Annotated in this window: 21 protein-coding genes; 12 read left to right on the top strand and 9 right to left on the bottom strand. The window is 71.8% G+C overall.

Annotated features, from left to right (window positions below; genetic code table 11):
• Positions 1-91: 91 nt before the first annotated feature.
• Positions 92-850, bottom strand: a complete 759-nt coding sequence (locus tag ACZ7J0_RS22825; protein WP_470890089.1) for a TetR/AcrR family transcriptional regulator C-terminal domain-containing protein — start codon at positions 848-850, stop codon at positions 92-94.
• Between the two features lie 228 nt (positions 851-1,078).
• Between ACZ7J0_RS22825 and ACZ7J0_RS22820 the strand changes: the two genes are divergently transcribed.
• Entirely contained in the window at positions 1,079-2,578 is a 1,500-nt protein-coding gene (locus ACZ7J0_RS22820; protein ID WP_470890088.1) for an MFS transporter, read from the top strand.
• 90 nt (positions 2,579-2,668) lie between these two features.
• On the opposite strand, the gene ACZ7J0_RS22815 is transcribed toward ACZ7J0_RS22820, so the two are convergent.
• Positions 2,669-3,802, bottom strand: a complete 1,134-nt coding sequence (locus ACZ7J0_RS22815; RefSeq protein WP_470890086.1) for a questin oxidase family protein — start codon at positions 3,800-3,802, stop codon at positions 2,669-2,671.
• Between the two features lie 96 nt (positions 3,803-3,898).
• Positions 3,899-4,429 (bottom strand): GNAT family N-acetyltransferase, encoded by a 531-nt coding sequence (locus tag ACZ7J0_RS22810; protein WP_470890085.1) that lies wholly within the window; start codon positions 4,427-4,429, stop codon positions 3,899-3,901.
• Between the two features lie 147 nt (positions 4,430-4,576).
• Between ACZ7J0_RS22810 and ACZ7J0_RS22805 the strand changes: the two genes are divergently transcribed.
• Positions 4,577-5,572, top strand: a complete 996-nt coding sequence (locus tag ACZ7J0_RS22805) for a sigma-70 family RNA polymerase sigma factor (RefSeq protein WP_468710445.1) — start codon at positions 4,577-4,579, stop codon at positions 5,570-5,572.
• A 602-nt stretch (positions 5,573-6,174) separates the two neighbouring features.
• Here ACZ7J0_RS22805 and ACZ7J0_RS22800 read toward each other — a convergent pair.
• Complete coding sequence (locus ACZ7J0_RS22800; RefSeq protein WP_470890082.1) at positions 6,175-7,131, bottom strand: helix-turn-helix transcriptional regulator; 957 nt, start codon at positions 7,129-7,131, stop codon at positions 6,175-6,177.
• Between the two features lie 63 nt (positions 7,132-7,194).
• Between ACZ7J0_RS22800 and ACZ7J0_RS22795 the strand changes: the two genes are divergently transcribed.
• The 4 genes from ACZ7J0_RS22795 to ACZ7J0_RS22780 all read left to right on the top strand — a co-directional run bounded on the left by ACZ7J0_RS22795 (position 7,195) and on the right by ACZ7J0_RS22780 (position 13,254).
• A complete protein-coding gene (locus tag ACZ7J0_RS22795) occupies positions 7,195-8,748 on the top strand; it encodes an MFS transporter (protein WP_470890080.1) in 1,554 nt (517 codons plus the stop codon).
• Between the two features lie 245 nt (positions 8,749-8,993).
• Positions 8,994-9,755, top strand: coding sequence for a DeoR/GlpR family DNA-binding transcription regulator (locus ACZ7J0_RS22790; protein ID WP_470890079.1), 762 nt, complete (start codon positions 8,994-8,996; stop codon positions 9,753-9,755).
• Positions 9,752-10,705 (top strand): 1-phosphofructokinase, encoded by a 954-nt coding sequence (gene pfkB / locus ACZ7J0_RS22785; protein WP_470890077.1) that lies wholly within the window; start codon positions 9,752-9,754, stop codon positions 10,703-10,705. The genes ACZ7J0_RS22790 and pfkB overlap by 4 nt, the downstream gene beginning before the upstream one ends.
• Positions 10,702-13,254, top strand: coding sequence for a fructose-specific PTS transporter subunit EIIC (locus ACZ7J0_RS22780; RefSeq protein WP_470890075.1), 2,553 nt, complete (start codon positions 10,702-10,704; stop codon positions 13,252-13,254). Before pfkB ends, ACZ7J0_RS22780 begins: the two co-directional genes overlap by 4 nt.
• A 149-nt stretch (positions 13,255-13,403) precedes the next feature.
• Here the strand turns inward: ACZ7J0_RS22780 and ACZ7J0_RS22775 are convergent, their stop codons facing one another.
• From ACZ7J0_RS22775 to ACZ7J0_RS22765, 3 genes are all read right to left on the bottom strand, one after another.
• Complete coding sequence (locus tag ACZ7J0_RS22775) at positions 13,404-14,225, bottom strand: DUF6227 family protein (RefSeq protein ID WP_470890073.1); 822 nt, start codon at positions 14,223-14,225, stop codon at positions 13,404-13,406.
• 134 nt (positions 14,226-14,359) lie between these two features.
• Positions 14,360-15,409 carry a P1 family peptidase gene (locus tag ACZ7J0_RS22770; RefSeq protein ID WP_470890071.1) on the bottom strand — a complete coding sequence of 350 codons (1,050 nt, stop codon included), beginning with the start codon at positions 15,407-15,409 and terminating at the stop codon, positions 14,360-14,362.
• 81 nt (positions 15,410-15,490) lie between these two features.
• Positions 15,491-16,726, bottom strand: coding sequence for a low temperature requirement protein A (locus ACZ7J0_RS22765; RefSeq protein WP_470890069.1), 1,236 nt, complete (start codon positions 16,724-16,726; stop codon positions 15,491-15,493).
• A gap of 478 nt (positions 16,727-17,204) precedes the next feature.
• Here ACZ7J0_RS22765 and ACZ7J0_RS22760 point away from each other — a divergent pair, with 478 nt between their 5' ends.
• The 6 genes from ACZ7J0_RS22760 to ACZ7J0_RS22735 all read left to right on the top strand — a co-directional run bounded on the left by ACZ7J0_RS22760 (position 17,205) and on the right by ACZ7J0_RS22735 (position 22,502).
• The gene (locus tag ACZ7J0_RS22760; RefSeq protein WP_470890117.1) at positions 17,205-18,179 is read left to right on the top strand and encodes an MFS transporter; all 975 of its coding nucleotides are present in this window, start codon (positions 17,205-17,207) and stop codon (positions 18,177-18,179) included.
• The gene (locus ACZ7J0_RS22755; protein WP_470890067.1) at positions 18,176-20,500 is read left to right on the top strand and encodes a molybdopterin oxidoreductase family protein; all 2,325 of its coding nucleotides are present in this window, start codon (positions 18,176-18,178) and stop codon (positions 20,498-20,500) included. Before ACZ7J0_RS22760 ends, ACZ7J0_RS22755 begins: the two co-directional genes overlap by 4 nt.
• A 9-nt stretch (positions 20,501-20,509) precedes the next feature.
• Positions 20,510-21,109 carry a 4Fe-4S dicluster domain-containing protein gene (locus ACZ7J0_RS22750; protein ID WP_470890065.1) on the top strand — a complete coding sequence of 200 codons (600 nt, stop codon included), beginning with the start codon at positions 20,510-20,512 and terminating at the stop codon, positions 21,107-21,109.
• On the top strand, positions 21,106-21,759 hold the full coding sequence (locus ACZ7J0_RS22745) for a QcrA and Rieske domain-containing protein (protein ID WP_470890063.1): 654 nt from the start codon (positions 21,106-21,108) through the stop codon (positions 21,757-21,759). Before ACZ7J0_RS22750 ends, ACZ7J0_RS22745 begins: the two co-directional genes overlap by 4 nt.
• A complete protein-coding gene (locus ACZ7J0_RS22740; protein WP_470890061.1) occupies positions 21,756-22,124 on the top strand; it encodes a hypothetical protein in 369 nt (122 codons plus the stop codon). The genes ACZ7J0_RS22745 and ACZ7J0_RS22740 overlap by 4 nt, the downstream gene beginning before the upstream one ends.
• A gap of 183 nt (positions 22,125-22,307) precedes the next feature.
• Positions 22,308-22,502 (top strand): hypothetical protein, encoded by a 195-nt coding sequence (locus tag ACZ7J0_RS22735; RefSeq protein ID WP_469121479.1) that lies wholly within the window; start codon positions 22,308-22,310, stop codon positions 22,500-22,502.
• A 16-nt stretch (positions 22,503-22,518) separates the two neighbouring features.
• Here the strand turns inward: ACZ7J0_RS22735 and mscL are convergent, their stop codons facing one another.
• Together mscL and ACZ7J0_RS22725 are read right to left on the bottom strand one after the other, a co-directional pair.
• Complete coding sequence (mscL, locus tag ACZ7J0_RS22730) at positions 22,519-23,019, bottom strand: large conductance mechanosensitive channel protein MscL (protein ID WP_470890059.1); 501 nt, start codon at positions 23,017-23,019, stop codon at positions 22,519-22,521.
• Positions 23,020-23,157: 138 nt separating this feature from the next.
• Positions 23,158-23,643, bottom strand: coding sequence for a hypothetical protein (locus ACZ7J0_RS22725; protein WP_470890057.1), 486 nt, complete (start codon positions 23,641-23,643; stop codon positions 23,158-23,160).
• Between the last annotated feature and the right edge of the window lie 251 nt (positions 23,644-23,894).

The raw sequence follows: 23,894 nt of genomic DNA, 5'->3' as shown, positions 1-23,894 counted from the left end.
GCGTGGTGTGTTCCTAGACAGCTCCACCACACCGGAGGTCTTCGCCATGATCAAGACCCGCGACTGTCAACAACGCTCGTGATCAATACACCTAGTCCGGGAGCCGCATCGCCAGGCCGTCCAGGACGACGTCCAGGCCGTAGGCGAACTTGGCGTCGCGGATGCCCACGGGGTCGATGGTCGCGCCACCGGCAGCGGCGTCGGCGTAGGAGTCCGCGAGGTGGTCGTGACCCGCCGCGGCCAGCTGGGCGGCGGGCATGAGACGGGCGATGAAGTCGGCCTCCGTCTCACCGGAGCGGGCGACGGTGGTGAGCCAGGCCGCCTCCGTGGTGCTCATGCCGATCACGTACGACAGGACGGTGTCGATCGCGCGGCTCGGCTCGGGGAAGCCGGCGGCCGTGAACAGGGCGGCCAGCCGTTCGGAGAAGGACATCAGGTTGGGGCCCAGGTAGGCGAGGCCCGCCTGGCCGAGGACCGAGGACAGCCACGGGTGGCCCAGGGCCGTCGTACGGAAGGACCGGGCCGCCTCGGTGACGGCGGCGCGCCACTGCGCGCTGCCCTCCGGGTGTTCCCCCCGGACGGATTCGGGGGAGGGGACGGTGATCTCGGCCGCGACCTCGTCCACCGCGAGCTCCATCAGCTCGTCCTTGGTCGCGACGTGCCGGTAGAGGGAGGTCGCCCCGGCGTTCAGACGGGCGGCGAGCTTGCGCATGCTCAGCGCGTCGATGCCCTCGGCATCCAGCATGACGATCGCCTCGCGGACGATCGCGGCCCTGCTGAGCGCGGGCTGATCGGGCTCGCGCTGCTGCCGGGCCCACACGGACGGGATCGGGTTCGTCTTGGCGGCCATGGCACTCCTTCGTAGGCGGGGCGGACACCGTTCCCGGTGATGCGCCTGAGGCGGCGTCCGTCGGTCGCGGCGGTGCGTCACCGTTCGCAGCGACGCGAACACCGTCCCCAGCTGCGCGTACATCGTTCGCATCCAGCGTACAGGCGTCGGGTTGCGCACACTGTTCCGCCCTGCGTACAGTGTGCGCATCAACGGAACAGCGTGCGCCAGCCGCCGAAAGGAAACCCCATGGAAACCCGCAATCCACGCCGCTGGTGGATCCTCCTCGTGCTCTGCCTCAGCACGCTGGTCCTGGTGGTCGACAGCATGGCGCTCACCGTCGCCGTGCCGGCCATGACCGAGGACATCGGCGCGAGCGCCCAGGACACCCAGTGGATCCTCGACTCCTACATCCTGGTCTTCGCCGGGCTCCTGCTCACCTCCGGCAGCCTGGGCGACCGGTTCGGCCGCCGGAAGATCATGATCATCGGTCTGCTGCTCTTCGGGGCGGCGTCGCTGGCCGCGACCTTCTGCGCGAACCCCGGCGAGGTCATCGCCGCGCGGGTCACGATGGGCATCGGCGGGGCGCTGATCATGCCGTCGACGCTGTCGATCCTCATCACCGTCTTCGACGAGGACGAGCGCGGCAAGGCGATGGCGGTGTGGAGCTCGGTGTCGATGCTCGGCCTGGTCGGCAGCCCGGTGCTCGGCGGGGTCCTGATCGACCACTTCTCCTGGCACTCGATCTTCTTCATCAACGTCCCGGTCGTCGCGCTGGCCGTGCTGGCGGGCCTCACCCTCATGCCGGAGTCGAAGGGCCCGTGGCAGAAGCCCGATCCGCTCGGCGCGCTGCTGTCCGCCGCCGGTATGACCGCCCTGGTCTGGTGGATCATCGAGCTCCCGCAGCGCGGTGCCTTCGGCGGCCGGTCGGCGATCACCCTGACCGTCGCGGTCCTCGCTCTGGCCGGGTTCGTGCTCTGGGAGAACCTCACCTCCGCGCCGATGGTGCCGCTGGTCCTCTTCAAGCACCGCAACTTCAGCGGCGGTTCGCTGTCGCTGACACTTGTTCAGATCGGCAACGGCGGTCTGCTGCTGGTGCTCACCCAGTATCTGCAGTTCGTACTCGGCTACTCGCCGATCAAGGCGGGCCTCGCCTTCGTGCCGCTGGCCGTCGCCGCGCTGGCCGGAAACATCGCCGGGGCCGGGCTCGCCGCCAAGATCGGCAACCGCCTCCTGGTGCTGGCCGGCATGCTCGTCATGGCCTCCTCGTTCGCGCTGCTGGCCACCGTCACGGCCGAGACGGGCTTCACCGTCCCGGCGGTCGCGCTCGGTCTGCTCGGCCTCGGCGCCGGTCTCGCGATGCCGGCCGCGGTCGGCGCGCTGATGAGCACCATCCCGGAGGAGAAGGCGGGCGTCGGCTCGGCGCTCAACGACACCATCCAGCAGGCGGGCACCGCCCTCGGCATCGCGATCCTCGGCTCGCTCCTGTCCAGCGGCTTCACCCACGAGATGCCCGCCGACGCCCCCGAGCAGGCGAAGCGTTCCCTTGGGGACGCCCTGGCCGTCGCCCAGAACGACACCGGCCTGATCCACACCGCCCGGGAGGCGTTCACCGCCTCGATGTCGACCACCTTCACCATCGGCGCGATCGGCGTCCTCGCCGCCGCCGTCGTCGCCACGCTGGTCATGCGCGACACCAAGCCCCAGTCCGCCGAGGCCCCGGCGGAGGAGGCCGAACTCGTCGCCTGACCGCTCGTCCGACCCGCGCGTCCGTACCGAGAAGGCCGGCGCCCCCTCCAGGGGCACCGGCCTTCTTCCTCACTGGGCGCTGAACCGGGGCTAAAAGACAGGTGTGTTGAGCGCGATCGCGCGCGAAGCCGCCGCCAGCGCGACCGGGTCCCCGACGTCGAGCGCGGTGTCGGTGAACTTGATCGTGTGGTCGTCGCCGTGCGCGGCGGCCCGCTCGAACAGCTCCTCGGCCGTGAGGCGCGTCGCCGCGTACGGAGCGGGCGCCGCCGGGGTGTAGGCGGCGGTCACCGCCGCGCTCGCGGTCCACGCCGCAGAGAGGCTCGCCGCCCACAACTCCCTCGGGAGGGCGGGGAGCGTCCTGAGCACGGCGTTGGGCGCGGTCGCCGCGTGCACCAGCATGATCGGTTCGCCATGGCCATGGGTGGCATAGCGGTGCGTGGCCGCCGTCACGAGCTCGGCCAGCCGCTCCCGCGCGAGGTCCGGGTCCGGCGCGAGGCCCCGTCCGGGAGCGAGGTCCGCATCGGACGCCGTACCCCACGCGGGGAAACCTTCCAGCTGGTCGAGGCGCTCGCGGATCCCGCCGTGCTGCCTGCGTACGGGCCGTACGGCGTCGAGCGCGGACGCGGCATCGGGTGCGGGGGCGAGGGGCGGCAGATCCGGCAGGGTGCGGTGGCGGGCGGCCCAGTACGCGAGCGCATGGGCCAGTTCGGTGACCCGGGGCGCGGACTCCTGCCCGTCCAGCAGCGTCCGGACGGCGTGACCGGTGCGGATGACCGGGTGTGTGGCGCCGGCCGCGATGCCGGGCAGCAGGCGCGGCCACCACTCGGCGAGGACCTCGCGCCACGGCCGGTCGGCGGTCTCGCGCCCGAAGTACCGCGCCCAGTCCCCGATCCGCGCCGGATCGCCGAGCGCCTCACGCCAATCGGCGTGCGTGATGGTGGTGTTGGGGGACGGCATGTCCTCCAGCTTGACCTTGTAGTAGTCCAGCCAGCGGTGCACGGCCGGTGCCTGGCCGTGCCGTACGAGGGCTTCGACGGCCATCGGCGCGTGGTTGGAGAGCCAGCCGTTGCGCTCCGGGCCGGAGAGATGGAGCCGTTCCAGCGCTTCGTCGAGGATCCCGGTGGCATCGACCGTGGAGGCGTCCGCCGAGGTGTCCGTGGCATCGACCGTCGAGGAGTCCGGGGAGGGACGCGGGGAGTCCGTGGAGTCCGCTGAAGTGTCCATGGAGCGGACTCTAGGAGCCGGCCGGCCGGGGCCGTAACGGGCTGAGGACCGAGACCGGGTGGAGGCCGGGTCCTACGTCTCACGCCCGGCCGGGACCTACGCCTGCGGACCGAGCCGCTTCTCGTACCAGGCCACGTCCCAGTAGCGGCCGAACTTGCGGCCCACCTCGCCGTACGTCCCGACGTGACGGAAGCCGAAGCGGGTGTGGAGACGGACCGAGGCCTCGTTGGGCACCGCGATTCCGGCGTAGGCGCGGTGCACGTCCTCGCCGGCGAGAGCGGTGAAGAGGCGCTCGTAGAGGAGTGTGCCGACGCCGCGGCCGACGGAGGCGGGGGAGAGGTAGACGCTGACCTCCACGGAGGTCGAGTAGGCGGCCTTGGGCCGGAAGGCGCTACTGGTCGCATATCCGAGAATCCGGCCAGACCGGACATCGTGAGCAACCAGAAGGCGATGGGGGCCGTCTCCAGGGTGGGAATGCAGCCAGGGGCGACGCTGCTCGGATGTGAGAGGAACCGTGTCGAAGGTGACGGCGGTTTCGCGTACGTAGTGGTTGTACAGCTCCGTCAGCGCCGCGAGGTCGGCCTCGGCCCCCGCTCTGACCTGCGTCTCCGCGTGTTCCGGCGGCATCCGGCCTCCCCTGGTGGCGGCACAGGGTACTGCATGATCACGAAAATCGATGAGCGCCATGGGAATTCTGTCCGGATTCCAGTCGTTGTTTCCGTCGGATGCAGGGCACCCGAAAGGTGTCGCGACCTACTCAGCAAGGGAGCACGCATGGCAACCCGTGCCGTCGCCCGCCAGTCCGCTGCCAACGGGACGAGCCGGGCAAGCAGCGTTCGCGCCGGGGGCGGAGAGATCGCCGACCGCGACCTGGTCGGCATGTACCTCGACGAGATCGCGCGCACGCCCCTGCTCGACGCCGCCAAGGAGGTCGAGCTCTCCCAGACGATCGAGGCCGGTGTCTACGCCCAGCAGATCCTCGACAAGGAGATCGAGAGCGACGCGGGCGGTGCGAGCCGCGAGGAGCTGGAAGCGCTCGCCGCGGAGGGCGAGCGCGCCAAGGATGTCTTCATACGCTCCAACCTGCGGCTCGTCGTCGCCGTCGCCCGGCGCTATCCGCGCAGTGGCCTGCCGCTGCTGGACCTGATCCAGGAGGGCAACGCGGGTCTGGTGCGGGCGGTGGAGAAGTTCGACTACGCCAAGGGCTTCAAGTTCTCGACCTATGCGACGTGGTGGATCCGTCAGGCCATCACCCGGTCCATCGCGGACCAGTCGCGCACGATCCGGCTCCCCGTGCACCTGGTGGAGGAGCTCGGCCGGATCCGCCGTGTCCAGCGCGAGTTCAACCGGGAGAACGGCCGTGAGCCGGAGCCGGCGGAAGTCGCGTCGGAGCTCGGCTCGACCCCCGAGCGGGTCATCGACGTCCTGGACTGGGCGCGGGATCCGGTATCCCTGAACATGTCGGTGGACGACGCCGGCGAGACGCAGTTCGGCGACCTCTTGGAGGACACGTCGGCGGTGTCGCCCGAGCAGTCGGTCCTGACGCTGCTGCGCAGCGAGGAGCTCGAGGACCTGATCGGCAAGCTGGACCACCGCACGGCGTCGATCATCCGGATGCGGTACGGCATCGAGGACGGCCGTGAGCGCACGCTGACGGAGGTGGGCAAGGAACACGGCCTGACGCGCGAGCGCATCCGCCAGATCGAGAAGCACGCGCTCCTGGAACTGAAGAAGATGGCGCGCGACACAGGCTTCGACGCGGTGGCCTAGGGCGGCCGGCGAACGGGGCGGGCGCCGCGCGAGCGATGGCTCGCGTCCGTGGTGTGAACCGGCGGGTTCCCGTGGGGGGCGGCGGGTACCGCGCGAGCGGCGGGCCCGCCTCCGCGTCCGGCCCGCGCGCCGCGCCGGCCGCGGCGACCAGCGCGTGCGGGGGCTCGGAGAAGTAGAGGCGGAGCGTCTCTCCCGGGCGCGCGCCTGCGGAAGCGGCGTGCGTCTGCGCGGTGGGCTGGGGCGCCGCCGCCCGTACAACCCCCGTGCCCAGCCGCACGCCTGCGCGGCTGGGGAGTGTGGCCATGTTCCGCTCGGCTGCCGGGTCGGCAGGGGCGCCGCCGCCGGTAGGACCCCGTGTACGACCGCCGTGCCCAGCCCCGCGCCCGCGGCCGGCCGGTGTCGTCTGCTTGCCAGGCTGTAGGCCGGCGGCGCGGCTCGTCCCGGCAGTGGGCGGGAGCACCCGGGCTCGGCCCTGCGGCGAGGAGCCCGAGGCTTCCCCCCCGGCGGTGCGGAGCTGCCGCTCGGGGGGTTCGGGGGCCGGGCCCCCGGTCCCGTCAGGGGTTGGGGGAGGGGCGGGTGGGGTGATCCCCGGAGCCCCACCGCTACCGCGTCGCCGACGCCAAGCGTGCCCCCAAGTCCGTCACATACGTCCGCAGGGACGCCGGCCCCTCGATCGTGAACGCGCAGTCCACCAGCGCCAGGCGGATCGCCAGCCACTCCACCGAGTCCGCCGTCCTGGCCCGCAGGCGGCAGGTGGTCGGGCCCGTCGGCGTCGGGATCAGGTGACCCGGCAAGCGGGCCGTCACGAAGTCCGCGGGGGCCTCGAAGGAGACGTCCACGTCGTGTTCCGGCTGCATGCGGGACATCGAGTGGGACAGGAAGTCCGCCGCGTCCCCCGTGGGCAGGTCCCGGGGCGTGAACCGCGCCCCCGTGGCGAACGGATCGCTCACCCGGTCCAGCCGGAACGTACGCCAGTCCTCCCGCCCGATGTCGTACGCCACCAGGTACCACCGCCGCCCCGTCGACACCAGCCGGTACGGCTCCACCTGCCGCTTCGACTCCGTACCGTCCCCCGCCCGGTAGCCGAACCGCAGCCGCTCCCGCCCCGTGACCGTCGCCGCGATCGCCGTCAGCGTGTGCGGGTCGACGGTCGCGCCGTCGCCCCGGGTCAGCGGGATCGTCGCGTTCTGGAGGGTCGAGACGCGGTGCCGCAGCCGGGACGGCAGGACCTGCTCCAGTTTGGCCAGGGCCCGTACGGACGCCTCCTCGATGCCCTCGATGGCATGCCCCGCCCCCGCCCGCAGGCCGACCGCGATCGCCACGGCCTCCTCGTCGTCGAGGAGGAGCGGCGGCATCGCCGTACCGGCGACCAGCCGGTATCCCCCCACCGCACCCTTCGTCGCCTCGACCGGATAGCCCAGCTCCCGCAGCCGGTCGATGTCACGCCGGATCGTGCGCGGGCTGACCTCCAGGCGCTCGGCGAGCTCACTGCCCGGCCATTCGCGGGGAGTCTGGAGGAGCGACAGCAGATTCAGAAGTCGTGCCGGAGTGTCCGTCATACGTTTCAGGATGCCCGGCCATCTAGGTCACTAGCTGACCTATATGAAGTCTAATTTCTTCGTATGACCTCCTCCCAAGAGACCCTCGCGCCTGAGCAGGGCGACCGGCGCCGCTGGCTCGCCCTCGCGATCGTCATGACCGCCGCCTTCATGGACCTGGTCGATGTCACGATCGTCAACATCGCGATCCCCAGCATCGAGCGCAGCCTCGCCGCGTCCTTCGGCGCGATCCAGTGGATCACCGCCGGATACGCGCTGGCGTTCGCCGCCGGCCTCATCACCGGCGGCCGCCTCGGTGACATCTACGGCCGCAAGCGGCTGTTCCTCATCGGGATCGCGGGCTTCACCCTCGCCTCCGCGCTCTGCGGCTTCGCCGCCAACCCGGAGATGCTGGTCGCCTCCCGCCTCCTCCAGGGCGCGATGGCGGCGCTGATGGTCCCGCAGGTGCTGGCGATCGTCCATGTCACCTTCCCGCCGCACGAGCGCGGCAAGGTCTTCGGGCTGTTCGGCGCGATCGTCGGACTGGGCGCGGTGTCCGGACCGCTGCTGGGCGCTCTGCTCACCGAGTGGAACCTCTTCGGTCTGGAGTGGCGTCCGATCTTCCTGATCAACCTGCCCGTCGGCATAGCCGCGCTGATCCTCGGCCGGAAGTTCATCATCGAGTCCCGCGCCCCGAAGGCCCTCCGCCTCGACCTGGTCGGCGTCCTGCTGGTCACGCTCGGCCTGCTGATGCTGATCTACCCGCTGACGCGCGGCCGCGAGCTCGGCTGGCCGCTGTGGGGCCACCTGTGCATGGCCGGCAGCGTGCTCGTCTTCGGCGCGTTCGTCGCGTACGAGAAGTACAAGACCCGCAAGGACGGTTCGCCGCTCGTCGAGCTGTCGCTGTTCCGGGTGAAGAGCTTCGCCGCCGGCATCGCCGTGCAGCTCACCTTCGGCGTGGCGCTGGGCATCTTCTTCCTGGTCTGGACGATGTACATGCAGATCGGCCTGGGCTGGAGCGCGCTGAAGGCGGGTCTGACCGGGGTGCCGTTCTCGATCGCGGTCTCGCTGGCGGCGGGGATGTCCGTGCAGAAGCTCGTCCCGCGCTTCGGCCGCAAGGTACTGCAGGCGGGTGCGCTGACGATGGTCGCCGGACTGCTGCTCTACATCTTCGAGGCCGACCGCTACGGCACCGCCATCCAGTCCTGGCAGATGATCCCGCCGCTGGTGGTCATGGGCCTCGGCATGGGGCTGATCGTGGCGCCGCTGACCGACGCGGTGCTGTCGGAGGTGCCGCGTGAGCACGCCGGCTCGGCGTCCGGGCTGATCAACACCACCGGGCAAATGGGTACCGCGCTGGGCCTCGGCCTGGTCTCGGTGGTCTTCTTCGGCGCGATCGACGACGCGCGGCCGCAGGAGGGTCCGGGCGCGCTCGGTACGGCGTTCGCGGACGCCTTCCAGAGTTCGCTGTGGTGGGTCGTGGCGGTGCTGCTGGTGATCTTCCTGGTGATGTTCGCGCTGCCCGCGAAGCCGAGGCAGCACGCGGAGGCCGACGCCGTGGAGACCGCGGTCGAGGACGGTGCCGAGACCGGCGGCGCGGCCGCGGGGGACGAGCGGGAGCCGGCACTGACGTCCTGACCGCATGAGGCGCGCGCGAGCGTCGACGGTGCGGAGGCTGTCTGGAAGCCGCCCCCCGATCCGTACGGGTTGATCCGTTCGGGCGGGGGGCGGCTTCGTGCTGCTGCCCCGTGGCCCGACCGACCGGCGCCCGTTTCTGCCCGAATGGGTCTGTTCATTGCCCGAATGTGTTTACTTCTCGGCCGGTGCGGCGTAGCCTGCAGGAGAAACAACAGGTTCGGGCATGGAAACGGATGTAGACCCACATGTACGCACCAGAGCGTCAGCAAGAGATCCTGCGGCTCGCCCGTGAGGGCGGCCGGGTCGACGTGCTCTCCCTCGCCGACGCGTTCCAGGTCACCGCCGAGACCATCCGGCGCGACCTCACCGCACTCGACCGCGCCGGCCTGGTCCGCCGGGTCCACGGCGGCGCCATCCCCGCCGGCCGCCTCGACTTCGAGCCCGACCTCGCCGAGCGGGAGTCCACCGCCGCCGACGAGAAGGACCGCATCGCGCGAGCCGCCCTCGCCCAGCTCCCCGCCGAGGGCAGCGTCATTCTCGACGCCGGGTCCACGGTCGCGCGGCTCGCGGCGGCCTTTCCCCTGGAGTGCCCGCTCACCGTCCTCACCCACGCCCTGCCGGTGGCGGCCCGTCTCGCCGACCACCCGGGCATCGACCTGCACCTGGTCGGCGGTCGCGTCCGCCACCGCACCCGCGCCGCCGTCGACGCCTGGGCGCTGCGGGCCTACGGCGAAGTCCGCGCCGATGTCGTCTTCCTCGGCGCCAACGGCTTCTCGTCGCAGTACGGCCTCACCACCCCCGACCTCGCCGAGGCCGCCGTCAAGCGGGCCGTCATCGCCGCCGCCCGGCGCGTGGTGCTGCTCGCCGACTCGGCCAAGTACGGCCAGGAGCACTTCGCCCGCTTCGGTGACCTGAGCGAGGTCGACCTGCTCGTCACCGACAGCGGTTTCAGCCCCGAGGACGCCGCCGCCATCGAGGCGGCCGGCACGGAAGTAGTGCGCACATGATTCTCACCGTCACCCCGAACCCCTCCCTGGACCGGACGTACGAGGTGCCGGCCCTGGAGCGCGGGGGCGTGCTGCGTGCCTCCGCCGAGCGCATGGACCCCGGTGGCAAGGGCGTCAACGTCTCCCGGGCGGTCGCGGCGGCCGGCCATCGTACGGTCGCCGTCATCCCGCTCGGCGGTGCTCCGGGCGCGCTCGTCGCGGAACTCCTCACCGGCCAGGGCATCGAGGTCGTCCCCGTCCCCCTCGGCGGGCACACCCGCTCCAACGTCGCCGTCGCCGAACCCGACGGCACCCTGACGAAGATCAACGCGCCGGGTCCCGTGCTGACCCCCGGCGAGTCCGAAGCCGTCCTGGCCGCCGTGGGGGCCCACGCCCCCGCCGCGGACTGGATCGCCTGCTGCGGCAGCCTGCCCGGCGGCCTCGCCCCCGCCTGGTACGCCGACCTGGTCACCCGGGCCCACGGCTACGGCTCGCGGATCGCGCTGGACACCTCCGGTCCCTCGCTGCTCGCCGCGCTGCGCGCCCAGCCCGACGTCGTGAAGCCCAACGCCGACGAACTCGCCCAGGCCGTCGGCCGGCCCCTCGCGACGGTCGGCGACGCGGTCAAGGCGGCGGAGGAGCTGCGCGGTTGGGGCGCCGGCGCCGTCCTCGCGAGCCTCGGGGCGGACGGGCAGCTGCTGGTGTCCGAGGCGGGTCTGTGGTTCGGCTCGGCGGCCGTACCGGCCGTCCGCTCCAACGTCGGCGCCGGTGACGCCTCGCTCGCCGGCTTCCTGGCGGCCGGCGGCGAAGGCCCCGACGCCCTGGCGGCGGCGGTCGCGCACGGCGCGGCGGCGGTCGGACTGCCGGGCAGCGAGATGCCGACCCCGGCCGACCTGGACCCGTCGGCGGTCACCGTGACCGAGGACATCCCCCTGGACCGAGTACTCAGCGAGCAAGGGAGCCCGCGATGAGCCAGATGATCACCGCGGACCTGGTCGACCTCGACCTGGCCGCCCGCACGAAGTCGGACGCGATCCGCCTGCTCGCCGAGCGCCTGGTCGCCCAGGGCAGGGTCACGGACCTCGACGGCTTCCTCGTCGACGTGGCCGCCCGCGAGGCGCAGATGCCGACGGGCCTGGACGGCGGAATCGGCATCCCGCACTGCCGCAGCGCCCATGTCACCGCGCCCACCCTGGCGTTCGGCCGCGCCACCGACGGCATCGACTTCGGCGCCCCGGACGGCCCGGCGGACCTGATCTTCCTCATAGCGGCCCCCTCGGGAGCGGACGACGCCCACCTGACGATCCTGTCCACCCTGGCTCGCCGCCTGATGGACGAGGCGTTCACGACCGCGCTGCGGGGCGCGGGGGACGCGGGGGTCGCGGCATCACTGATCGCGGGTGACACCACGCCGCAGGCGGCGACGGGGGCGGGAGCGGGTAGGGACGGGGACGCGCCGCGGGCGGCCGCGCCTGGAAGGCCGCGCGCCCCGGAGGCGCACGCGCCGGCCGCGAAGGCCGACCTGCCTGCGTCGGACGCGCACGCGCCTGCCGCAGGCACGGACCTGCCGGCCGGGGACACGGACTTGTCGGCGGCGGTCGGGAGCCCGTCGGCCGGAGGCATGGACAGCCCGGCGGTCGGGAGCCCGGCGGCCGCTGGCGCGAGCGCGTTGGACTGCGGGGCGGGCTCGCCGGCCGCGGAGGCCGGCCCGTCGGGGGTGGTCGTGCACGCGCCGGCCGCGGGCGCGAATGCGCCGGAGCCCGGCGGGAACCCGTCGACCGGAGGGACGGACAACCCGGTGATGGTCGGGAGCACTTCGGTCGCGGGCACGGACAACCCGGCGGCACTCGGGAGCCCGTCGGACGGAGGCGCGAGCGCGACACGGTCCGGGGCGAACTCGTCCGCCGAGGACGCGAACACCCCCTCCCCGCCCGTGAGCTCGGGTGCCGCCCAGGTGGTCGTCGAGCCGGGCTCCCCGGCGGAGCCTGCCGCTCCTCCCGGCGCCCCTTTCCGGATCGTCGCCGTTACCTCGTGTCCGACCGGGATCGCCCACACCTACATGGCCGCCGAGGCCCTCGAAAGGGCCGGTCGGACGGCCGGCGTCGAGGTGGTCGTCGAGACCCAGGGGTCCGCCGGGTTCACCCGGCTGGACGCCGAGGTGATCGGCCGTGCCGACGGGGTGATCTTCGCGCACGACGTGCCCGTACGGGACAAGGAGCGCTTCGCCGGGAAGCCGACGGTCGACGTGGGCGTCAAGGCGGGAGTCAACCGGCCCGGTGAGCTGATCGCCGACGTGCGCCGCAAGGCGGAGCGCGGCGAGGCCACCGTGGGGGCCGCAGCTGCCACGCCCGGAACCGGCACGCCCGGAACCGACCCCCGAAGGCCCGGCACGCCGGTCGAGAAGGGCGGCGAACCCGGCGAGGGTTACGGCACCAAGCTCCGCAAGTGGCTGATGTCGGGCGTCAGTTACATGGTCCCCTTCGTCGCGGCGGGCGGCCTCCTCATCGCCCTCGGCTTCGCCATCGGCGGTTACGGCATCAGCGACGCCCCCTCCGTCGCCGAACACTTCGCCTGGGGCGAGGCCGCGAGCTGGGCCGCCCTGCTCTTCCAGATCGGCGGGCTCGCGTTCGGCTTCCTCGTGCCCGTCCTCGCCGGATACATCGCGTACGGGATGGCCGACCGCCCCGGCCTCGTACCCGGCTTCGTGGGCGGCGCGATCGCGCTCACGATCAACGCCGGGTTCCTCGGCGGCCTGGTGGCGGGTCTGATCGCGGGTGGCACGGTGCTCGCCGTCCAACGGCTCCGCGTGCCACCTGTTCTGCGCGGCATCATGCCCGTCGTCGTCGTCCCGCTGCTCTCGTCCGCGGTCGTCGGGTTCCTGATGTTCCTGGTGGTCGGCAAGCCGATCGCCGCCCTTCAGAAGGCCCTCACCGGCTGGCTGTCCGGCCTTTCCGGCGCCAACGCGATCATCCTGGGCGTGGTCCTCGGCCTGATGATGTGCTTCGACCTCGGTGGCCCCCTCAACAAGGTCGCCTACGCCTTCGCCGTCGGCGGTCTCACCACCCCCAACGACGGGTCCTTCAAGGTCATGGCCGCCGTGATGGCGGCGGGCATGGTCCCGCCGCTCGCGCTGGCGCTGGCCACCACCGTGCGCGGCGGGCTCTTCACCGAGCCCGAGCGGGAGAACGGCAAGGCGGCCTGGTTCCTCGGAGCTTCGTTCATCACCGAGGGCGCGATCCCCTTCGCCGCGGCGGACCCGCTGCGCGTCATCCCCGCCGCGATGGCGGGCGGCGCCGTGACCGGGGCCCTGTCGATGGCCTTCGAGTGCACCCTTCGGGCTCCGCACGGCGGATTCTTCGTGATCCCACTGATCGGCAACCCGCTCCTGTACCTGGTCGCCATCGTCGCCGGCATCCTCGTCAGCGCCGGTCTGGTGATCCTCCTCAAGGGCGCCCGGAAGACGAAGCCGGCTCAGCCGACCCCGGAGCGGGCGGAGCCCAAGGTGGCCGTCGCCGCCTGACCCGTGCTGAAGGCCGGCCCGTACCCGGGGCGGTCGTGGGCGGCGCGCACCCCGGGCGCGCCGCCCACGGTCTCGTGGCTTCAGCGGACTCGTGGTCTCAGCCGCCTCGTCGCCCCGCTCGCCTCAGCCGCCTCGTCGCCCCGCTCGCCTCAGCGGACTCGTGCCCGGTGTTCCATCGCCTCCCGCGCCACACGCTCCTCCTCGTACACCTCGCACATGTGCCGGCCGTCCGGTGTCGCCGTGTGCTCCACCTCCCAGAGGCTCAGCTCGCTGCCGTCGAGCAGCAGGAACGCGTGCTCGTAGAGCGTGAAACCGGCGCTCCCGCTCGCTCCCTCGGTGGCGCAGTGGCGCCCGAAGGCCTGGGTGATGTGGTGCGCGAACGCCGACCGCAGCCGGGACGCGGTCTCCTCGCCCGGCCGGTCCGGGTTCTCCGCGCGCCGCAGGACCCGACGGGCGTGGTCGGCCGAATTGTCCGGCACATACCTACGAGGCCCCGCCGGAAGCGGGCGCGCCAGCAGTCTCGCCACCAGTTCCATTTCCTCGGCCAAAGCGTTTGCGGCCAGCGAATCCTTGGCCAGAGCCTCCTCGACCAGAGCACCCTCGACCCGATTGTCCGTCGACGGGACCGCGCCCTCGGCACCCTCGCCCCGGCCGGCCGTCAGAGGCAGCCGTGACGCGGCCAGTATCGCCTCCGCCTCGTCCGTATAGAGCTCATACTGCTCCCCGGACTCCCGACCCGTGTTGTGCGCCAGTTCCCACAGGGTCAGCGTCGTGCCGTCGCTCAGCAGATACGTGTGCCGGAAGGTCGTCCGGTGCAGCGCCGCGCTGTGGTGGGAGGAGTGCAGTGAACTGGCGTGCGCCAGCGCCAATTCCAGGCGTTCGACCGTCGCGTCGGGCAGATCGAAGGAGTTGAGCGCCCGACCCATGAGTCGCTCGAGGTGTGTCTCGGTTGTCTCGTACGGATCGTTCAAGAGGGGTCTCCAGGCCGTCGCCGCATGTCACTTGATGCTTGCTTAACGTAGTCCCTGGGTCTGACATCGCGTCCGGGGTTCGGCAAAACGAAGGGGGCGCGCGGGAAGTTCCCCCGCGCCCCGGAGCGCCTCGTTCAACTTCCCTTGCTGGTAAGGAAGTCGAGGCCGTACAGCTCGGCGTACGAGGGGAACGTACCGCCCGGCCCCGCCACGCCGCGCGCCGCCAGGACCGCCCGGACGATCGCGCGCGCGACCGTGTCCGCACCCGCCGCCAGGATCGGGTTCAGCGCCAAGGGGTTCTCGCCGACCGGCAGGTCGCCGGTCGCCAGGGCGAAGACCGTGTCGCCGTCGTTGAGCAGATGAACCGGGCGCACCGCGCGCGCGATGCCGTCGTGCGCCGTTCCCGCGAGTTTGTGCGTCTGCGCGCGCGTCAGTGCCGCGTCGGTCGCGACGACCGCGAGGGTGGTGTTGAGCGGTGGTGGCGCGTTCCTGCCCCGCGCCTCCTCCAGGCGCCGCAGCGCCGCCGCGTGGACCTCCGGCGAGGGATACTCGGGCCGGCCCTCGAAGTACCGCCCGTAGAGCACCCCCGTCAGCGGATCGACCGCCGAACCCACCGCGTTGGCCACCACCAGCGCGCCCACGGTCACACCCGACTCCAGGACCGTACTGGCCGTCCCGACACCGCCCTTGAGTCCACCCACCACCGCGCCGGTGCCCGCGCCTACCGCCCCTTCCCCGACCGGGGCGCCGGACTCCGTCGCCGCCGCGGCCTCCACCGCCGCGCGTCCGGTCGAGGCGTCCGGGCGGGCCTTCCAGTCGCCGCCGCGTCCCAGGTCGAACACGCAGGCCGCCGGGACGACCGGCACCACCTGCGACGGGCCCGGGCCGACCGGTACTCCCCGGCCCTGTTCCTCCAGCCACGCCATCACCCCGGCCGCCGAGTCGAGGCCGTACGCGCTGCCGCCCGTCAGGACCACCGCCTCGATGCGCTGGACCAGATTGCGCGGGTCCAGCGCGTCCGTCTCCCGGGTGCCCGGCCCTCCGCCCCGTACGTCCACGGCGGCGATCGCGCCGCCCGGCGGCGCGAGGACGACGGTGGTCCCGCTGAGCGCGTTCGGCCCGGCCACGCGCGCGTGGCCGACGCGCAGTCCGGCCACGTCCGTCAGTGCGTCATTCTTGGTCATGTCCGCCTGCGTACCACGCCGGACGCCACCGCGTTCCCTCGGCCATCGCGTTCCCCGCGCCTTCCGCCTTCCGCCTCTGCCTCAGGCCGTCCGGCGCTCTCTGCGCCGCATGCGTGCCGTCAGCGCCATGCCGACCACGATGGTCGCCCCGGAGACCAGGCCCGCCACGAGGACCGCCCACCTGCCCGCGAACGAACTGCACAGGATCGCCAGCGCCGACGCCGGCAGGGCCAGCTGCTGGGCGATGCCGAACTTGAAGTACCGCGCGTGCAGCGCCCACACCGTCAGCAGGAAGATCGCCGCGGGGACGGTGACGGCGGACGACGCGGCGAGCGTCGAGAGGTGGGCCTTGCCGACTGCCTGCTCGACCGCGATCTCGATGCCGGCCCCGATCGCCGCCGCCGACGCGAAGATCAGATAGTGGCCGTAACCCCACAGGAACGCCTGTCGGTTGGAGAACAACCGGTTGTGGGCGGGCACGGCGAAGTAGATCCACCACGCGGCGAAGACGATCAGCAGACCACCTGCCGCGATCGCCAGCACCTCACCCAGCGCGTCGTTCTCGTCCACACCTGACTTCACGGCGACCGTGGCCGCGGCGATCGTCTCGCCCAGCACGATGATGGTGAAGAGCCCGTACCGCTCGGCGATGTGGTGCGCATGCCACTGCGTACTGAACTTCCTCTCCGCGAACACTGGCACGGACAGCTCGGCGACCACCATCACCAGGAAGACCCAGGGCCGTGCCCCTTCGGGCGCGAGCACGAGTGCCGTCCACCCGACCTGGCACAGCATCACCCCGCCCGCGTACCGCAGGGCCGTGGTGCGCTCGACGCCCGAGGCGTGGTGCGCCGCCCGCAGCCACTGCGAGACGAGCGCGAGCCGCATCACCACATATCCGAGCCAGACCATCAGGAACTCTTGGTCCTGGAAGGCCCGGGACACCCCTGCGGCGAGGATGAGGACACCGGCGATCTGTACGAGGGTGACGACACGGTAGAGGGCGTCGTCGTTGTCGTACGCCGACGCGAACCATGTGAAATTCATCCACGCCCACCAAATGGCGAAGAAGACCATCGCGTAACTGGCGATGCCCTCCCCGGTGTGGTGCTCGGCGACCGCGTGCACCAGCTGCGCGCCGGCCTGCGCGATGGCCACCACGAAGCAGAGGTCGAAGAACAGCTCCAGGGGCGTGGCGGCGCGATGCGCCTCGTCGCGGCTCCGGGACGTGAGGGGCCGCAGGGGGCGAGCGGGGCTCGGGGGGCGGGCCTGGCCGGATGAGGCACGGGGCGGCGTTTCGTCGGGCGTGTGCGTCATGAGCCCAGGACAGCAGAGCCGCCCCGGCGCCGACCCACCGCCGCGCTGAGCCGGGCGCCGGAGCGTCACGGCCCGATCCGGCCCGCGCGCGCTCCGCCGGCCGGGCTCGCTGCCCCGCCGCCCCGGTCCCCGCTGGCGAGCGGCACCTGAACCATCCGGGGGACCCACTCACCCTTCGGCCGTCGAAAACGGGATAAAAGTGTACGTAACACCCTACGGTGACCGGGTGACCGAGCCATCGCAGAGCCCCGATGACCCAGCCAGGGGTTCTACCGACGAGGCGCTCGGGCCGTCCGGCGCACCCTCGGGGAAGGTCTCGCCCCCGCCCGGCGCCCCGGAGGTTCCCGCAGCGGCCCCAGCCTCGAACCCCACCTCGAACTCCGCTCCCGACGCCGTACCCGCCCGCCCGGAGCCGGTCGTCCAAGGTCCCGACGCCGTTCGGCGCCGCGCGGCCCTCGCCGGGGCGGCGGTCTCGGTCCTGCTCGTCCTCGCGATCGTCCTCGGCAGCCGGCTGCTGCGCGACTTCGACTCCGCGCTCCTGCCCTATGCCGTCGCCACCGTCTTCCTCGCCTTCGGCGTCACCTACCGCTACACCGTCTGGGTCTCCGCCCCCGGCGCCCGGCGCCTCTTCAAGCAGGGGACGCGTTCCCTCCTCTCGGCCGACAACTTCCGCCGGGCCCCCACGGCCCTGCCCAGGATGATCGCCACCTACCTCGGCTTCCAGCGGTTCCTCGGTGCCCGCTCGCACGCCCGCTGGGTCGCCCATCAGCTGATCTTCTGGGGCTGCGTCCTCGCCGCGCTGATCACGTTCCCGCTGACGTGGGGCTGGTTCACCTTCACCTCGGGCAGCGGATCGGGCCCCGGTTACGAGATGCGGATCTGGGGCCTCGAGGTCCTCGGCTTCGACTCGCTGAGCTTCGTCGGCTGGCTCATGTTCCACGGCCTCGACCTCGCCGCCGTGCTGGTCATCCCCGGAGCCTCGTACTTCCTGTGGCGGCGGATGAGGGACCGGGGGGCCATCACCGGCCAGCGGTTCGCCTACGACCTGGTCCCGCTGATCGCGCTTGTCGTCATCTCCGTGACGGGCCTCCTGCTCACGTTCTCGTCGATCTTCCTCCATGGCGGCGGCTACCGGTTCCTCGCGATCCTCCACATGGTCTCGGTGGTCTTCACGCTCATCTACATCCCGTTCGGGAAGTTCTTCCACATCGTCCAGCGCCCCGCCGCCGTCGGCATGCAGCTCTTCAAGTACACCGGCCGTCAGGACGACCGGATCCTCGCCTGTCGCCGCTGCGGTGAACCGGTCGACACCACCGCCTATGTCGAGAACCTGCGCGGCACCATGCGCGACCTGCGCCTCGACTTCGACGAATGGACCGAGTACTGCCCGCGCTGCAAGCGCGTGCTCCGGGGCACCGCCTACCTGACCCACGTCAAGAAGGGCTTCAAGTGACGCGACAGCATGTGCGGCAGGCCCCGGCACCGGACGTCCCGCTCGACCCCTCCCTCGCCCCTCCCGGAACCAGGAACTTCCGCGACGCCGGTGGTATCCCCGCCGACCAGTGGCACGCCGACCAGAACGGCGAGACCCTCGTGCCCACCCACTGCTGCTTCTGCGGCATCCAGTGCGGCATGTATCTGCGCGTCGACCGCGGCGGCAAGGTCTTCGGCGTCGAGCCCCGCAACCACGACATCAACCGGATGCGGCTGTGCCCCAAGGGCATCAACGCCTATCAGCAGGTGAACCACCCCGACCGGCTCACCGCCCCGCTCATGCGGCGTTCCCGGGACGAGCCCTTTCGCGAGGCGAGCTGGGAGGAGGCCCTGGACTTCACGGCCGCCGAGATCCGCCGTGTCCAGGCGGCCCACGGCAACGACGCCTTCGGGCTGCTCGGCGGGGCGAGCCTCTATTCGGAGAAGACGTACCTGGTCGGCAAGTTCGCCCGGGTCGCCCTCAAGACCCGGCACGTCGACTACAACGGCCGCCTCTGCATGGTCTCCGCCGCCGGCGCCAACAAGCTCGCCTTCGGAATCGACCGGGCCGGCAACCCCTTCTCCGACATCCTCCTCACCGACTGCCTCCTGATCGCAGGGTCCAACGTCGGCGAGTGCTTCCCCGTGCTGACCCAGTACGTGTGGGGGGCCAGGGACCGGGGCGCCACCCTCATCGTCGTCGACCCGCGCGAGACCGCCGTCGCCCGCACCGCCGACATCCATGTCGCTCTGAAGCCCGGCACCGACGCGGCGTTCTTCAACGCCGTACTGCATGTGATCATCGCCGAGGGGCTCACCGACGAGGCGTATCTGGCCGCCCACGCCACCGGCTGGGACGAGGTCAGAAGGGCCGTCGGGGCGTGCCCGCCCTCCCTGGCCGCCGGGATCTGCGGGGTGCCCGAGGAACAGATCGTGCGGGTCGCCCGGGTGTTCGCCGGCGCCGGGAAGGCCATGGCCTGGCACGCCCGCGGGATCGAGCACCACTCCCAGGGCGTCGAGAACTGTCTGACGATCATCAACCTCTGCACCGCCACCGGAAACCTCGGCAAGCCCGGCGCCGGCTACGGCACCCTCACCGGCCAGGGAAACGGCCAGGGCGGCCGTGAGCACGGCCAGAAATCCGACCTGCTGCCCGGTGGGCGCTCCATCATGAACCCCGAGCACCGGCGGCAGATCTGCGAGATCTGGGGCATCGAGGAGTCCGAACTCCCGCCCGCCGGCACCTCCATGATGGAAATGGTCTGGCAGATGCAGCGCGCCGAGATCCGCGGCCTGATCGGCATCTGCAACAACCCGTTCGTCTCCCTCCCGAACTACGGCGTGGTGAAGGAGGGCTACGACGCGCTCGAATTCCACGCCCAGTTCGACTTCTTCCTCTCGGAAACAGCAGCCAACGCGCACGTGGTCCTGCCCGTGACCGTGTGGGCCGAGGACGAGGGGGTGATGGCCAACGCCGAGGCCCGCGTCGTCAAGCACAACAAGGCCCAGGAACCCCCCGCCGGAGTACGGACCGACACCTGGGTCATGTGCCGGCTGGCCGAACGCCTCGGCGCGGGCGACAAGTTCACCTTCGGCGGCCCACGGGACGTCTTCGACGAGCTCCGTGTCGCATCGGCCGGGACGGTCAACGACTACTACGGCATCACCTACGAACGGCTGGAGGAGACCGGCGGGATCGCCTGGCCCTGCCCGTCCACCGACCACCCCGGCACACCCCGCCTCTTCGAGGACGGCACGACCTACCACCCCGACGGCAAGATCCACCTGCAGGCCGTGGAATGGCATCCGCCGATGGACCCGTACAGCGAGGAGTACCCCCTCTCGCTCACCACCGGCCGCACCGTCGCCCACTTCCTCTCCGGCAACCAGACGCGGCGGCTCGGCGCCCTGGTCGAACAGACCCCGCGCCCCTGGGTCGAGGTCCACCCCTCCCACGGCTTCCGCAACGGCGATCCGGTCCGGGTCGTCACCCGCCGCGGAAGCGAGGTGTTCCCCGCCCTCGTCACCGAGGCGATCCGTCCCGACACCGTCTTCATCCCCTACCACTGGCCCGTCCCCACCGCGGCCAACGCCCTCACCATCGACGCCCTCGACCCGCGATCCAAGATCCCGGAGTACAAGGTGTGCGCCGCCCGGATCGAGGCCGCCGACCGCGTCGACGAGGTCCCCGCGCCTCCCGCCGCTCCGGGCCGCGAGGCCTACCCCGAGACCCAGGTCTCCCGCACCGACCCGATGCCGCCCACGACCCCGCAGGGCCGTGGCACCGCGGAGAGGAGCTGACGCCCCGCCATGATGGGCCGAACGATCTTCATTGACCCGGGGCGCTGCATCGGCTGCCAGGCCTGTGTCTCCGCCTGTCGCGAATGCGACTCGCACCGCGGCAAATCGATGATCCATCTCGACTACCCCGACGAGGGCCACTCGGTCGCCTCCCTTCCCACGGTCTGTATGCACTGCGAGGACCCGGTGGCCCCCTGCGCGGAGGTCTGTCCCGCCGACGCGATCCTGGTGACCGCCGACGGCGTGGTGCAGCAGGCCGACACGACGCGCTGCATCGGCTGCGCCAACTGCGTCAACGCCTGCCCCTTCGGCGTCCCGAAGATCGACCTCCAGGCGAAGCTGCAGATGAAGTGCAACCTCTGCTACGACCGCACCGCCTACGGCCTGGCCCCCATGTGCGCCACGGTCTGCCCCACCGGAGCGCTCTTCTACGGGACCGTCGAGGAACTCCGGGCCGAGCGGCCCGGCGTCGAGGTCGCCGACTCCTTCAGCTTCGGCGCCACCACCGTCCGCACGGGGGTGGCGATGGTCGTCCCCGCCGAGAAGATGCGGTGGCCCGTCCCCGGTGGCCTGCCCATCGTCGAGGTCAACGGGAGGGACGTCCGATGAGCGTCACCGAGCAGCAGCCCCCCGCGCCGGACCCGGGCGGCGACGCGGCCCACGACGCGCTCCTCGACCGCATCGCGGCCGACTCGCTCACCACACGCCGCGACTACCTCCGGATCGTCACCACCGTCTCCGGCGGTCTGGCTCTCGGCGGCCTCGCCGTCGCCGGGGGAGTCCTGCACCGGCACGGAGACAGCGAGACCACCCCTGCCCCCAAGAAGGTCGCCGAGCGGCTGCCGGCCGGCCAGTCCCTCGCCTTCCGCTACCCCGACGAGGACGACCGGGCCGTCGCCGTACGCCTGGAGGACGGCACCCTCGTCGGCTACTCGGCGGTCTGCACCCATCTCGCCTGTGCCGTCCTGTGGCGCGGCGACCGGGGCAGCGAGGGCGAGCTGTACTGCCCCTGCCACGAAGGCGTCTTCGACGCCCGCACCGGTGAGGTGACGGCCGGCCCACCACCCCGCGCGCTGCCCAAGGTGCTCCTGGTCGAGCAGGACGACGGCAGCGTCTGGGCGGTCGGCACGACCCGGTCGGGGGAGAGCGTCAAGGACGGCCTCTGCCGACAGCTCGGCGACGGGCAGGCAGCCACGGCCGAGCGCCTGGGCTGCGCAGGAGCCGCACCCCGTACGGAGGAGAGGAACAGGCGGACATGAGCGACGAACGGCCCCCTACGGGACCCGCCTACAACCCGGGCAGTGCTCAGCCACGGCTGAACCGGCCGCTCGGCGAGCGCTATCCGCAGATCCGGCCGACCAGCGGCTACGGAGACCCCCGGATCCGCCACACCGGACCGGGCCCGGGCGCCGGCGGCGAGCAGGACCCGGAGCGCTCCTCGAAGCTGTCGGCGCGACTCGCCCTGGCGCTCACCGTGCTCATCGGCCAGCTGTGGGGGCTGACGGTGGTCGTCGACGAGTGGATGACCGGAGACACCCACACCGCCTGGTGGGGCGCGGGCTTCCTGGTGCTGTCGTTCCTCGCGGTCCTTGGCCTGTGGCTGCTGGACCCGAAGGACCGCTGACGCCGAAGGGCCTCTTGCCCCCGAAGGACCGCTTGACCCCGAGTGCCCGCGTGACCCCGAGGGACCATGGAGCCTCGAAGGATCGCTTGACCCCGAGGGGCCATGGAACCTCGAGAATCCGTGGTTCCCTGATCACGCGTTGACCCCGGAGTACGCGTTGACCCCCCGGCGTACTCTGGACGTATGAGTACCGCCCCCGCCCTCGGACCGCGAGACGCGAAGCAGCCGAAGCCCACACCGAAGCTGATCTTCGACGATCCGCTGGACCAGCAGTCCGCGGACGATACGGACCGTGGGTGGGGTGAGCGGCCTCCCGGTGGTGACAGCGCCACCGACCTGGCGCGCTTCCTCGACGAGAAGCCGCCGCACCACCTCTGACGCCGGCCGGCGCCGGCTAGGGGGTGGTGCCCTGAGGCCCCACGCCCGCCGTGCCCGCCCCGGCCGAGTTCATCCCGGCCGTGACCGGACCGCGCTGATGGATCAGGGCGTCCCGGATCTCCTTGAGCACCTCCAGCTCGCTGATCTCCATGGTCTCCTGCACACCTGCCTTCGCCCTGTCCATCGCGGCCCTCCTGGCCAGGTACTTCGCCATGGGAAGGACCATCAGGAAGTAGACGACGGCCGCCGTGATGACAAAGCTGAGCGTGGCGCTGAGAACCGTTCCCCACAGGATCGGGATACCGCTCACCACGTCCCCGGCGTCGTTGACCCGGCAGGGGTCCTTCAAGCAGGACTGGTAGCCGGCCAGGTCCTTGGTGCCGAAGGCGCCGACGAGCGGATTGATGACCCCCTTGACCACCGAGTTCACGATCTGGGTGAACGCGGCGCCGATGACGACGGCGACCGCCAGATCGATCACGTTCCCGCGCATCAGGAAGGCCTTGAAGCCTGCCATCACGCTTTCCTTCTCCTTCGGGCTCACCCAAACGCCTTTCCTCGCGTGTGCAGTTGGCTGAGCCATTAGGCCGCGTACGGTGCATAGCAGTCCAATCCGTACACCCGGATCGACTACTTGACAGGGCGTCAGTGCGAATCAGCACACCGTCACCGCCAGTCGGGATGTCGAACCCGCGCCCGCCAGCGCCGTCGCCGTGGAGCGAGGAACGGCGAGGACGACCAGGGCGCCGCCGTCCGCGGCAGTCCCACCCGGCGCCGGAACGTCCTTCACCCGCGCGCCACTGGCCACCACCCGGGGCCGGCCCCCGCCCCCCATCGCCGGAGGGGCCGCGGCGATCACATCGACCCGGTCACCGGGCCGCAGCAGACGAACGGTGGCGGCGTCCGCGATGCGTACCGGCGCGGAGACCATCCGCACGGGCGGCCGCGACTCCCGGTCGGCGGCCACCGCACCCGGGCCGGGCGCATCCCCCGGGGAAGGGCCCAGCACGCCGGGCCCCATGGCCGCCAGCGCGGCCGCCGTCATCGCGAGACCGGCGGCCAGCGCCCGCCTCCGGCGCCGCAGGGCCCGCCTCAACCGGAGTTTGCCGCCCCGCACCCGCAGCGGCGGGAAGGGGGCCACCGTTCGGATCCCGGGAACGGTCGACGGCAAGAAGGGCGAAGAGGCCGAAGAGGGCGCACTGGATGAAGGGAATGAAGGCGATGAACGAAACGAAGGAGGTGAAGAGGGTGAAGAGGGTGAGGAGCGGAGGGGCGGGAAGGATGAGGGACCGGATGTCATGGCGAACACCGCCTGTCGCGAAGGGTCGCTCTCCGGACCGTCCGGAGAACACCCCCGACGATCCCGCCTTCGCTCCGGTCCCGCTCGGGCCT

This window comes from Streptomyces sp. NPDC038280, from assembly GCF_055600045.1.
This window is presented reverse-complemented; position numbering and strand designations above follow the sequence as displayed.